The sequence below is a fragment of the Brevibacillus formosus genome (assembly GCF_003013405.1).
Lineage (GTDB): Bacteria > Bacillota > Bacilli > Brevibacillales > Brevibacillaceae > Brevibacillus > Brevibacillus formosus.
Genome location: NZ_PXZL01000033.1, coordinates 86,007 through 98,569, shown reverse-complemented (window position 1 = coordinate 98,569; position 12,563 = coordinate 86,007). Strand labels below are relative to the sequence as shown.

The following is a 12,563-nucleotide window of genomic DNA, read 5'->3' as shown; positions in this document are numbered from 1 at the left end:
TCTCTCAGCATTTTCTCAAGCTTTCAAATGGTCTGTATCATTAACGGATAGAACTTCCCACCTGCGATCTACATACCGAAATATCGAAATACCGGTATTATCGATACGTGTGATCCCCGTTCCTTGTTCTCCTACCGTCACATAATGCAAGAAGCTATTTATGAGACCGCCATGCGAGACAACGACAATCGCCTCACCTGGATGGCTCCCTGCTATTTCTGTCATGGCAGCTACAGCTCGACGCTGCATGTCTTCGAATGTCTCAATTCCACAGGAGGCTTCATCCTGATTCTCAAATCGCTCACGTATTTCTTCATAGGTGAGCCCCTCCCACTCCCCATAGGAGCGCTCTCGCAAGGTTGTTCGCGTAGAAACAGAGAATTGGAAGTTATCAGCAATCTTGGCAGCCGTATCACGCGCGCGACTAAGATCACTCGAATAAAAAGCGTGAATCGTCTCGCCTTGGAACCTGTCTGCTACTTGCTCGGCCTGGCGTACCCCGAGCTCGTTTAATGCGATGTCACTGTGGCCTTGTATACGACGAAGCTGATTCCACTCCGTCTCTCCATGACGAATGAGATACATGATGGTTTCCAAAACGATTTATCTCCTTACCGTTCTGTATTCTTATGGATAGTATTTCTTATTATATAAGATGGATGTTCACAATTCTAGATTGATAAAAAAACATTTGGTACAAAATTCCTATATTTCATTCCTTTCTGCAAATACCAGTCGCTTTTTTCGGGGATTTGAACTGAAACGAACTTTCTCTTCCCCTCGTCAGAGGTGATAAGAAGAATATGACATCGTTGGAGGGGTTCCTATGAAACCTTGGATCATTCGGTCTAGCTCATTTGTTCTATCTGCCAGTCTGTTGCTGCCTGTGGCTCAAGCACATGCACAATCACCTCATGTGAGTACCAATAAAATGGCGACTACTGTGTCACAAGCAGACTCCGTGGCACAAGCCAAAGCTAAGCTCTCCAAGGAAGCAGCCTTGGCACTCGCTACAAAAATAGTGCCTACCGCCGGGATGACGGTGCAAAATGTATCATTTAGTTCAGCGGATAGCTGGCGGTCATTTCCAGAATGGTCGTTTAGTTGGGTGAAGAAAGATCCGGAAAACGGAAAAGTTCTTCTATCATATAGCGTCAGTATCCACGCCAATACAGGCGAGCTAACTTCCTATTCGCGTCATGAGCAGGAAGCATCCTCGCTTCCCTATGCAAAGCGGATTTCCTATACGGAGGCGCAAGAGCAGGCGAAGCGCTTTTTCGAGAAAAACAATGCGGGAAAAGCAGCGGAGACAAGACTGTATACGCGCGACATGCCAGAGCCGAAAACTCCGCTAAACTCGGAAGTCTACTATAATTTCCGTTTTGTTCGAGACGTGGACGGCATTCTCTTTCCCGACAACGGCGCAGATATCACCGTAGATGCTTCCGGCACAGTGACCAACTATTCTCTATCGTGGAACGACGTGACTTTCGAGGATACGGATACGACACTCTCAGAAGAAGAGGCCGAGAAACTGTTTAAAGAACAAGCGAATCCAAAACCAGTTTACCTGCTGCCGTGGGAGCGGGTGGAGACTCAAAATAACAAGCCCTCTCTCGGGTATATGAATCCCTTCACCTTCTACATTGATGCGGAGACTGGCAAAGCATTGACACAATCGTTGACCCCGTATCAACCAACAAAAGATCCTGAGCCTGTAAGCAGTAAAGTCCTTCCTGCACGCCGCAGCGGACAACCGCTCTCCCAAGAGGAAGCTGTACAATGGGCATCGAGAACATTGAATTTGTCCAACTACGAGCTTCGTTCTGCCAATTACAATGAAAAAGACTTCCCTGGCAATCGTCCTGTCTGGGATCTCGAATTCGGCGAAAAAGGCAATAGCGAAGACGGATTTGCGTATGTCTCCGTGGATGCAGTAACCGGGGACATCTATCAGTTAAACAAGGACTTCCGCGGCCATAAAGAAAAAACAACCGCTACTAAAAAACCAGATATGGAAAAATTCAAGGCAAAAGCGATGGAAGCGATTCGCGAACTGGCGCCAACCATGGCCCACCAGCTTTACTGGACAGAACGTATCGAGGAAGAAAACCAACCCGTTGTTGATTCCGAGCGGACACAGATCCGATTTGAGCGTTTTATCAATGGAATTGCTGCAGCTAGCGGCTCTGCCCACTTCACGTTTGACATAGAGACAGGCGATCTGCTGTATTACACCGCTGATTTGGGCAACGAAACATACCCGACACAAGTTCCCAAGCACCTGCCTGCTGCCGAAGCGAGCGAGAAGTGGTGGACAGAGACAAAAGCAGAGGCAGTATACGCCCTCGTCCCTCTTACTCCTGAGGATGCCAAACGCGCAAAAGAGCAGCCTTCCTACACACCGAAGCGAACCGCCAAGATCGTTTATCGGGCGACAATGACGCCATTTGAGCAGCCGTATTACCTAGACGCTGTAACAGGCGAGTGGAGCTCCACCTCTACTGGCAAAACGATTGCGCTGCATCGTCCGGCTCCTGCCGATTTGAAGGATCATCCGGCGGAGAAGGAACTCTTGTTGATGTATGAATACGACGCACTCACGCTTGAAAACGGCAATATTATGCCGCAAAAACCGATCACACGCGGTGAAATGATTGAGATGCTCATGATCAGCCTCAACCAAGGCAGACACTATCCACAGTACTCTCTGGAACGCAAGGCCACCTATAGCGATGTGGCAAATGGTTCGCGCTTCTTCTCAGCCGTTGAAGGTGCTGTTGATCGCGGACTTCTCGATAAAAACACTTCCAAGCTGAACCCAAATGAGACGATTACACGCGAGGAGCTCGCTGATATGATTGTTCGTGCACTCGGTTACAAAAAACTGACGGACTTCCCCGGCATGTTCCAGTCTGAGCTCTCAGACATTGCCAATTCGAAATACCGCGGTTCGATCATCATCGCGACTACACTCGGTATCGTGCCGACCGATAAGCAGAAGTTCCAGCCGCAAAGCCTCGTCCCTCGTGCCGATGCAGCCATTACCTTTACCCGTTTCCTCGAAAAACGGGATAATCCAGACGGTCCGGTTACTTTGTTGCGAAAATAAAACCCAAAAAGCGCCATCCATCCCACTTCTTGCGGCGGATGGCGCGCTTCTTTTCCCTTGACTTTACTATATCGCGCCTAGTATTATTGAATGTATGTGTACAGGGTAGCATTGATTGTAGGTAAAAACGGAAGGATGTACCCTCTTAGTTCCCTCCCTTTACAGACTGCGGCTGATCATCTGTGAGGAGCACGATGCGGAAACGCTACCGTCCGAAGTTCGTGTAGATAAAGTAGGAACTAACCTGCCGGAAGTAAACACCTGCGAATCCATATTAAAGGAGAATGAAAACATGTCACGTTACACAGGACCTCGTCACAAACTGGCTCGTCGTCTGGGTATCTCCCTCGATGGTACAGGAAAAGACATCAAACGCAACTTCCCTCCAGGTCAACACGGTCACAACAACCGTCGTAAACTGAGCGAGTACGGAATCCAGTTGCAAGAAAAGCAAAAACTGCGCCACATGTTTGGCCTTAACGAAAAACAATTCCGCCGCACTTTCGACAATGCTAGCAAAATGGCTGGCGTAGTGGGCGAAAACTTCATGAAATTGCTGGAATCCCGTCTGGACAACCTGGTATACCGCATGGGCTTTGCTCCAACTCGCCCAGCTGCTCGTCAGTTGGTAAACCATGGTCACTTCCTGGTAAACGGCAAAAAAGTAAACATCCCATCCTACCGCGTACAACCGGGTGATGTAATCTCCATTCGTGAAAAGTCCCGTGGTCTGCAACTGATCAAGGACTCTCTGGAAAGCCGCACTTTCCTGCCGAACTACGTTACATTCAACGATGCTGCTGCTGAAGGTACCTTCACTCGTCTGCCAGACCGTGAAGAAATGCCAGCTGAAATCAACGAAGTTCTGATCGTTGAGTTCTACAGCCGTTAATCGTTTGAGGATAAAAAGAAAAAGAGTAGTGCCGCTTGTCGGCCTGCTCTTTTTTTATGTATTTGCTTTATGCCACGCTTTCGCCCGCGCCAACACCTCTCGGACGAATTTATTTTTCTGATTGGAATAGTCCAGCAGTGTTTGTGCCCCTTTTTGCACAATCTGCTTCTTGAAATCCCCGTAACGGACGGCCTCTTCTTTATGTACCCGCAAATAATTTCGCAGGAGGAGATTGTCATTCCACAAAGCTCCCTCATAAGAGACGACATGAGCATTAAAGGAGCGCTGACCTCTTTTTCGAAAATACAGCCTTCCAATGATTCCTGCTTCCCCCAGGAATTCATACCCGCACTCCTGAATCTTGCCAGTCACGAACTTCACTCGATCCATATGCCCGACTCCTATCAAAATATCGATGATCGGCTTCGCTGTCATCCCATCAATAGCCGTGCTCCCAAAATGCTCAATCCCTTCCACCCAGTCAGCCAGATGCAGGGAGAGTAGCTGCTGCTCCTCTGTAAACATCCGCGACCAGTTTTCTGTAAAGCCTTCGAGATGAATCGGCTCGTCTATGTTCATTTGACTCCTCCTATGAAATCTATTTTTCTGATTCCACTCAGTAAGCTTAACAATGTCTGTAAAACGCAATCAATCACATGGCGTTGACAACTTCCAACGTTTTTTGACACATTTTGCTATCTACTGCGCATTTTCTATCCTCTAGGTTCCTCGTATGGTATAATCAGGGGGTATGCTAGGGGGTCGTAGATTATGTCGAATAACCACACATCTTCCTCTGAACCGACGAAGAAAAAGCGACGCAGAAGCCGCGGTAGAGCGTTCTGGATCATATTCCAAATCGTCTTCGTGCTAGGGCTAATGGGAGCTGCAGTTGCGGGAGGAATCGTGACAGGTTATGTTGCCGCACTCGTGAAGGACGAGCCTGTGCGCAGCAAGGAGGAACTGGAGAATAAAATCTTCACCAACTATCTGACTGGATTCGCCTACTACAACGACGGCTCTCTGATCGGCCAATTGCGGGCCGAAGAAGGCGATCGACGTTTGGTGAAGAAAGCAGACGTTTCTCCCTATTTGATTAATGCCATCATCGCAACTGAGGACCATAACTACTACCACCACTCCGGAGTTTCGCTTCAATCCACCATGCGCGGAGCGATTCAGGAATTTACCAACCAGCCTGTCGTAACAGGTGGTAGTACGATTACACAGCAGCTTGTAAAAAATACAATCCTTTCTGCTGAAGTTAGCCACACCCGTAAGGCCCGTGAAATCTTTACCGCAATTCGAATCGAGCGGATGTTTTCCAAAGATCAGATTCTGGAAGCCTACATGAACGAAATTTACTTTGGAAAAAACGCCAACGGATCAAACGTTTATGGCGTTCAGGCTGCCGCGAAAGGGATTTTTGGCAAAGATGTAAAAGAGCTCGGGCTCGCTGAGGGCTCCTATCTTGCAGGTATGATTCAAAACCCAGGTGCCTACTCTCCATTCCGTGCAGAAAGCTATCAGCGCGGGAAGGAACGTCAAAAAATGGTGTTGGATCGCATGCTGGAAAATGGCTTTATCACAAAAAACCAATACGATGGAGCTCTCGCCAGTGATTTGAAGGCACAGCTAGCAAAACCGACACAACAAGCTTATCGAGAAGTACCTTTCTTGATGATGGAAATTGAAGATCGTGCCGCACGTCAACTTGTGGATGCAGACCTCTTGGAAAAAGGGCGAGACAAATCAACCATCGGCCGCAACGAATACCGGCAGCTGGTTGAAGAGAAACGTCGCGACATACTGCGAAAAGGGTACAAAATACATACCACAATCGACAAGAGCGTATATGACATCATGCAGGCTGTTGCAGCGGATCCGAAAAACTTCGGTAAGAATCGCACCTATACGATTCGTCGCTCTAACGGTAAAACAGAGAAAATCGAAAATGCTCTGGAAGAAGTCGGCGCAATGCTGATTCACAACAAAACAGGAGCCATCCTCGGTATGATCGGAGGACGTGACTTCAAGGTGGAACAGACGAACCACGCCACTGTGCCACGCCAGCCTGGTTCGGCCATGAAGCCACTTGCCGCTTATGCTCCTGCTTTTGAACTGGGATTGCTCCAGCCAGCATCCCCAATCGATGACGCTCCGGTGCTACTCGCCGACGGCCAGAACGGTTCCCATTTACCTAAGAACTGGAACAACAAATGGCAAGGGATTATGAGTGCCCGCGAAGCACTGCGTATGTCCTGGAACATTCCGGCGATCAAGACGTATTTGAAAGTTGGCATTCCAACCGCTCTCGAATACGTGAAGAAAATGGGAATCACAACATTGGTGGATGCTGACAACTATGCGGCCACTGGCGTAATTGGCGGTCTTACCTACGGAACAACTGCCGAGGAAATTACAAACGCCTATGCGACATTTGCAAATCACGGTTCTTTTGTGGATGCCTACTTGATTGATCGAATTGAGGATAGCACCGGAAAAGTCATTTATCGCCATGAAACCAAGCCTGTGCAAGTGTACAGCGAGCAAACAGCATACTTGATCACGGATTTGATGCGTTCTGTCGTCAATAACGGTACAGGTACACACGTCCGTAAATACGTGCCGCGCAAAGTCGATGTGGCGGGTAAAACAGGGACAACGAACAACAGCAACGACCTCTGGTTCGTCGGTTACACGCCAGAGTTGTCCATGGGAGTATGGGTTGGCTTTGACGAGCCATATCCAATGCCAGACGCGGACAAATATGTTCCGATGGTCGTATGGGGTAAGGTCATGAAGGATGTCATTGCAAAGCATCCGAACTTATCACCTCCTGACTCCACCTTTAAAAAGCCAGCGGGAATTGTCAGTGCGACTGTTGACTCGAAATCAGGTCTTTTGCCAAGTGAGCTTTCGAAAGAAGCTGGCCATTTGATCACTGATTTGTTCAATAGCAAGTTCGTTCCGAGGAAGGTGGACGATACCCACCAAAAAGCACGCGTTATTACGTATAATGGCGAACGGTATTTGGCGAAGGAAGGAACTCCTGAAGATTTTGTTACCGAAGGAGTCTTCTACCGCTCACCTGATCCGCTCCCTACTAAAGAGCAAATTCAAACGAAAAACAGTAGGGTCGCCACCCAACCACCAGATTGGGAGCAACGCCTGCCTGACAAGGAAGACCCTCGCACAGAGACAGGTGGAGCGCCATCTTCGCCTAGCAGTGTAACAGCTACAGGCTCAGGCAAGCAAGTTACGCTTACGTGGCAATCCGCCAAAGAAGCTGACTTGGTCGGCTATCGCATCTACCGCGCTGATCCACAGAACGGCTTTGTCAAAGTAGCGACTGTGAAAGATCCATCAGAATTGACTTTTGCCGATACGACTGGAATCCATCGAGAATTAGGCTATTATGTCACTTCTGTGGATATCGCTGGCCATGAATCGCAGCCTTCCGCAATCGCTTCTGTCGGTTCAACACAGACATGGCAGTTGCCTGATCCAAATCAAGGCACGGAAACAGGCATCCCGAATCCGATGGACAATAACGGGAATGGTCAAACAGATCCAGGTGGAACCCCGACTAACCCAGGAGATGGATCAGGAGGCACGAATACAAACACAGATTCCGCTTCACCACCTGCTGCTCCGAAATCCTTGTCTATCAAAAATACGCCTAACGGCTGGCAGCTAAAGTGGAAAGGAAGCAGCTCGTCTGAGCAGATGTACAACGTGTATTTTAGCCCAGACTCAGCAAGCGGCTATTTGCTACTCGGGACTGTCTCTAGCACAAGCTTTACACACGCAGCAGAAGTACCGAATGGCAGTAACTATTACATTACCGCAGTCAACAGTTACGGAGAATCGCCACATTCTAACATCGTAACTGCCAACACCACAGAATAAACTGGAATGACAACTGACAGAGATGGTTAGACGCCATCTCTGTTTTTCTACAAACGTAAGGGGGGGAACTGATGGAGCACGTCAAACGCTATCATTCATTGAGCCTAATGGTGAACAACAAGGAGCTGCTCGTCGAAGGTCCGATTACAGGAAGTTATCTGGCCTCATTACGCTTTGATGAGGGGCTGAAAGCTTTTCGTATCCCTGAACAGCAGCATGAAGCTCTCATCGAAATCGCTGATTTGCCTGAAGGGCGCATCATTATTGCACGCGAAGGAGACCTCGTCCTCGGCTACGTAACCTTTCTGCACCCCGATCCACTGGAGCGATGGTCACAAGCCCAACTGCCCGATTTGCTGGAGCTGGGCGCGATTGAAATCAGTCATAAGGTAAGGGCGGGTGGCGTAGGCAAAAAGCTGCTGGAAGTCGCCTTCTTGGACGACGCCATGGAAGACTACGTCATTATTACAACGGAGTATTACTGGCATTGGGATCTGAAAGGAACAGGGCTCGATGTGTGGCAATACAGAAAGGTCATGGAAAAGGTCATGGGCAGCGCAGGCCTGAGCTGGATGGCGACAGACGATCCGGAAATATGCTCACATCCCGCCAACTGTCTAATGGCAAAAATCGGCAAGCGTGTACCCCCAGAAACAGTTGTTGCCTTTGATGCTATGCGGTTTCAAAATCGTTTTCTTTACTAGTTTGGATGCCTTTTGATTCCAGGAGGTCACTCTTATGCGTATTGAAGAGATTATGCGGAAAAATATTGTCACGATCCAGCCTTCCACTACAATCGGAGAAGCGCTTCTTCTGCTCCGTGCAAACAGAATCAGGCATTTGCCTGTCATTGAAAACGACTCACTCGTAGGCATTGTCTCGGACCGTGACCTGCGAGACGCTCTCCCCTCTCGCCTGCTCACGCATGACGATGACGACACCGTCCTGCACAAGCCTGTAGCCGATATCATGAATCAACAAGTCATCACTGCCCACCCACTAGATTTCATCGAAGATGCAGCCCTCCAACTATACGAGCACAAAATCGGCTCACTACCCATCGTCGAAGGGAATCGGCTCGTAGGATTGATCACAGAATCGGATCTTTTCTCTAGCTTGATCGAACTTTTCGGCGTTAATAAACCTAGCTCCCATATCGAAGTCGAAGTAGACGACCGCGTCGGCATGCTGGCAGAAGTCAGTCAAGTCTTTCGCGATGCACAAGTAAATGTCACGAGCGTCGTGGTCTTTCCTGGGAAAAAGCCCGCAAAAAAGAATCTTGTCTTTCGGGTACAGACCATCGATCCTCGTATTGTGACGCAATTGCTCCTTGAAAAAGGCTTTTCCGTAATCGGCCCTACGGAAGGGGGGATATTCCAGTGAGCCGAAATGCTCGTCTGATCTACTCTCCAGACTACACGCAATATTATTTTCATGATGATCATCCGTTCAACCAGCGTCGTCTGCTCCTCACACACGATCTGATGAGCAGTTACGGAATACTCCAAGCCTCAGACATCCTGACTCCCCGATCGGCGACAGATGAAGAGCTCGCTCTGGTGCATGACCCACGCTATATCCAATTTGTTCGCGATCAGGGCCATAGTGAACACGAGCTTCCGCAGGCTGCCAGCTATGGCTTGGGAACCGAGGATGTTCCCTGTTTTTCGAACATGCATGAAGCGTCCTCGCTGATCGTCGGAGGTACGTTAAACGCAGTGGACGCGGTTATGAGTGGACAGGCAGAACACGCCTTCAATCCCGCCGGAGGATTGCACCATGCCTTTCGTGGACGCGCCTCTGGATTTTGTATCTACAATGATTGCTCCGTCGCGATCGCTTATTTGCGTAAAAACTGGAATGCGCGCGTGCTGTATATCGACACAGATGCCCATCATGGAGATGGGGTACAGTGGGCTTTTTACGATGACCCTCATGTACTGACTGTATCCATTCACGAAACGGGAAAGTATCTCTTCCCGGGAACAGGCAATTTGTCTGAACGTGGAGATGGAAGCGGTTACGGTTATTCTGTCAACGTTCCGCTCGATGCCTTCACGGAAGACGATTCTTTTCTGGAAGTATATGAAGAGCTGGTGTCAAAGCTAGCGGCTGGCTTCAAGCCTGATGTCATCCTGACACAAAATGGCTGTGACGCTCATGCGTACGATCCCCTCACCCATTTGTCTTGCTCGATGAAGATTTATCAAGCGATTCCTCGTCTTGCTCACCGTCTTGCTCATGAATATTGTGACGGTCGTTGGATTGCTGTAGGCGGCGGGGGCTACGATATTTGGCGGGTGGTGCCACGGGCGTGGACGCTGGTATGGAGTGAGATGAGCGATCAGCCTCTTGTGGACGGTGATCTTCCCGAAGCCTGGCTCAAGCGCTGGCAACCAGAGACAGATTTGCCCTTGCCGCCTCGGCTTTTTGACGAACCATTCCCAATAATCCCACGACGAGCAGAGATCACGGAAAAAAATCGGCTTACGCTAGAACGTGCGATGCTGTACGCACCTATTGGATCATAGAAGTAAAAAAAAGCGTCCTGCCCTCGTACCTTTTGGTACTGGTCAGCACGCTTTTTCTATTCCAAGCCCTATTTCACAAGCTCTTCCAGCTCAGACGGCGCAAAACCTTTTACCGCTTTATCGCCTACGACTGTTACAGGAACACCCATGAAGCCAAAGCGCTCCACTTCCTCTTGATAGGCACGACTCGTCATGACATCGCGCACTTCAAAGGAAACACCTTTTGCTGTCAGCCAATTCTTAACCATGTCGCAATCCACACAGTTTTTCGTCGAGTAGACGATGACTCCCACAGCTGTCGATGCTTGAGAAGCTGTGAGCATGTTACGGACAATCGCGTAGGAGCGCTGGGAAGCCAGCTTGGTAAATTCCACAAAGTTAACATGCGCGGAGCCATCTGCCTTATCCGACATCGAACGAACCACGACAAATGGCACGCCATTCATCGCACATACTTGTCCAACAGATGCCCCTTCCATTTCGGTGCAATGTGCTGCAAATTGCTCATACAGCCATTGAACCTTTTCCCGACTGGCAACGAACTGGTCGCCGGACAAGATACGCCCGCTTACTACTTGAACCCCCGCTTCCAGCTCTTTGCCCGCATCGATCGCTTGCTGCATCAGGCCAGCATCCGCTTGCCAAGTCCATTGCTCTGTAAACGGAATCTGTCCTGGCTCAAAGCCAAGCGGTGTCACATCGATATCATGTTGGATGCAATCCGTCGAAACTACAATGTCACCAATATTTAATTCAGGGTGAACGGCTCCTGCCACTCCTGTGAAAATGACACGCTCCACTTGGAATGAATCGATGAGGATTTGTGTTGTCACGGCCGCATTCACCTTGCCGACACCTGATTTGCACAGCACGACATCCTTGCCTTCCATTTTACCTGTGTAATAGGTAATGCCTGCTTTGGTGGCAGTAGTCGTCTCTTGCATCGCTTCCAAGTAAAGCGCGATTTCTTCATCCATCGCGCCGATAATTCCGTAACGCATTTCCCATCCCCCTCTTGCTGTCAATTCCTACGTCCCTTTGCGATCAAGCTTGCTCGGGCTTCGTACTCTCCCGATACTCAATTCGATGCGGCAGCAGCACGACATGCTCTTCGACATTCTCGTTATTCATGTACTTGGTCAACAGGCGCATCGCCACCGCACCAATATCATACATTGGCTGTACGACAGAAGTCAGTCGTGGACGTACCATTTCAACCAAACGAATATTATCGTGACCAATGACTTCGATGTCACCTGGCACGTTCAGGCCAGAATCTTGAATGGCGTGGATCGCACCAATGGCCATCTCATCATTTGCTGCGAAAATAGCCGTCGGCGGATTCTTAAGGGCAAGAAACGCTTTTGTAGTGGACAAGCCTGATTCATAGAAGTAGTTGCCTGTCGCAATCAGCTCTTCATCCAGCTCGATACCCGCATCCTTCAACGCCTTTTTATAGCCTTCATAGCGCATCAACCCTGCCAATGGATCGTTTGCAGGGCCAGCGATCATTGCAATACGCTTGTGCCCTCGTGAAACCAGTGCTTCCGTCGCATCATATGCGGCTTGGAAATGGTCAATGCTAACCGACGGCAGTACGTTGTCCGCATCGCGAGTCGCAGCGAGCACAGTCGGTACAGATGTGCTTGTTAATGCCTGCAAATGATCTTCTTTGATTTCTGCCCCCAGGAACAGAAGCCCGTCCACCTGCTTTTCGAGCAAGGTATTAATGAGCTGCAATTCCTTTTCCATCCGTTGGTCAGAGTTACATAGGATGATATTGTATTTGTACATCGTAGCGATATCTTCAATCCCTCGCGCCAATTCGGAGAAAAACAAACTGGAGATATCCGGGATGATGACACCAACTGTTGTCGTTTTTTTGCTGGCGAGTCCACGAGCAACCGCATTTGGCCGATATCCCAAACGCTCAATCGCAGCCAATACCTTTTTACGGGTCAAAGGCTTCACGTTGGGATTCCCGTTGACTACGCGGGAAACTGTCGCCATCGACACCCCCGCTTCTCTTGCTACGTCGTATATAGTAACCGGCATCATGCACCCTCACTTTTCCCTATTTTTTGGTTTTCATAAGCGTTTTCATAAATATATGCAC

10 protein-coding genes are annotated in these 12,563 nt (G+C 49.1%); 6 read left to right on the top strand and 4 right to left on the bottom strand.

The features are described 5' to 3' along the window. Positions 1–15: 15 nt before the first annotated feature. On the bottom strand, positions 16–597 hold the full coding sequence (locus C7R91_RS25175) for a histidine phosphatase family protein (RefSeq protein ID WP_047071939.1): 582 nt from the start codon (positions 595–597) through the stop codon (positions 16–18). A gap of 229 nt (positions 598–826) precedes the next feature. Here C7R91_RS25175 and C7R91_RS25170 point away from each other — a divergent pair, with 229 nt between their 5' ends. Further along, on the top strand, positions 827–3,112 hold the full coding sequence (locus C7R91_RS25170; protein ID WP_047071936.1) for a YcdB/YcdC domain-containing protein: 2,286 nt from the start codon (positions 827–829) through the stop codon (positions 3,110–3,112). A gap of 292 nt (positions 3,113–3,404) precedes the next feature. Continuing rightward, positions 3,405–4,004, top strand: a complete 600-nt coding sequence (gene rpsD / locus C7R91_RS25165; protein ID WP_047071935.1) for a 30S ribosomal protein S4 — start codon at positions 3,405–3,407, stop codon at positions 4,002–4,004. A 54-nt stretch (positions 4,005–4,058) separates the two neighbouring features. Here rpsD and C7R91_RS25160 read toward each other — a convergent pair whose 3' ends face one another. Next, entirely contained in the window at positions 4,059–4,583 is a 525-nt protein-coding gene (locus C7R91_RS25160; RefSeq protein ID WP_047071933.1) for a GrpB family protein, read from the bottom strand. A 192-nt stretch (positions 4,584–4,775) separates the two neighbouring features. On the opposite strand from C7R91_RS25160, the gene C7R91_RS25155 reads away from it, so the two are divergent. From C7R91_RS25155 to C7R91_RS25140, 4 genes are all read left to right on the top strand, one after another. Continuing rightward, positions 4,776–7,916 (top strand): penicillin-binding protein 1A, encoded by a 3,141-nt coding sequence (locus C7R91_RS25155; RefSeq protein ID WP_047071931.1) that lies wholly within the window; start codon positions 4,776–4,778, stop codon positions 7,914–7,916. Positions 7,917–7,987: 71 nt separating this feature from the next. Continuing rightward, on the top strand, positions 7,988–8,620 hold the full coding sequence (locus C7R91_RS25150; protein WP_047071930.1) for a hypothetical protein: 633 nt from the start codon (positions 7,988–7,990) through the stop codon (positions 8,618–8,620). A gap of 34 nt (positions 8,621–8,654) precedes the next feature. Further along, the gene (locus C7R91_RS25145) at positions 8,655–9,299 is read left to right on the top strand and encodes a CBS and ACT domain-containing protein (RefSeq protein ID WP_047071928.1); all 645 of its coding nucleotides are present in this window, start codon (positions 8,655–8,657) and stop codon (positions 9,297–9,299) included. Next, positions 9,296–10,447, top strand: a complete 1,152-nt coding sequence (locus C7R91_RS25140; protein WP_047071926.1) for an acetoin utilization protein AcuC — start codon at positions 9,296–9,298, stop codon at positions 10,445–10,447. The genes C7R91_RS25145 and C7R91_RS25140 overlap by 4 nt, the downstream gene beginning before the upstream one ends. A 68-nt stretch (positions 10,448–10,515) precedes the next feature. On the opposite strand, the gene C7R91_RS25135 is transcribed toward C7R91_RS25140, so the two are convergent. Beyond that, entirely contained in the window at positions 10,516–11,448 is a 933-nt protein-coding gene (locus C7R91_RS25135; protein ID WP_047071925.1) for a 5'-methylthioadenosine/adenosylhomocysteine nucleosidase, read from the bottom strand. Positions 11,449–11,491: 43 nt separating this feature from the next. Continuing rightward, complete coding sequence (gene ccpA / locus C7R91_RS25130; protein ID WP_047071923.1) at positions 11,492–12,502, bottom strand: catabolite control protein A; 1,011 nt, start codon at positions 12,500–12,502, stop codon at positions 11,492–11,494. Positions 12,503–12,563 lie beyond the last annotated feature (61 nt).

Excerpts from the sequence above, each read along its gene's own strand:
- C7R91_RS25155 (WP_047071931.1), top strand. The coding sequence starts at position 4,776 with ATGTCGAATAACCACACATCTTCCTCTGAACCGACGAAGAAAAAGCGA.
- C7R91_RS25150 (WP_047071930.1), top strand. The coding sequence starts at position 7,988 with ATGGAGCACGTCAAACGCTATCATTCATTGAGCCTAATGGTGAACAAC.
- C7R91_RS25135 (WP_047071925.1), bottom strand. The coding sequence starts at position 11,448 with ATGCGTTACGGAATTATCGGCGCGATGGATGAAGAAATCGCGCTTTAC.
- C7R91_RS25145 (WP_047071928.1), top strand. The coding sequence starts at position 8,655 with ATGCGTATTGAAGAGATTATGCGGAAAAATATTGTCACGATCCAGCCT.
- ccpA (WP_047071923.1), bottom strand. The coding sequence starts at position 12,502 with ATGCCGGTTACTATATACGACGTAGCAAGAGAAGCGGGGGTGTCGATG.
- C7R91_RS25170 (WP_047071936.1), top strand. The coding sequence starts at position 827 with ATGAAACCTTGGATCATTCGGTCTAGCTCATTTGTTCTATCTGCCAGT.
- rpsD (WP_047071935.1), top strand. The coding sequence starts at position 3,405 with ATGTCACGTTACACAGGACCTCGTCACAAACTGGCTCGTCGTCTGGGT.
- C7R91_RS25160 (WP_047071933.1), bottom strand. The coding sequence starts at position 4,583 with ATGAACATAGACGAGCCGATTCATCTCGAAGGCTTTACAGAAAACTGG.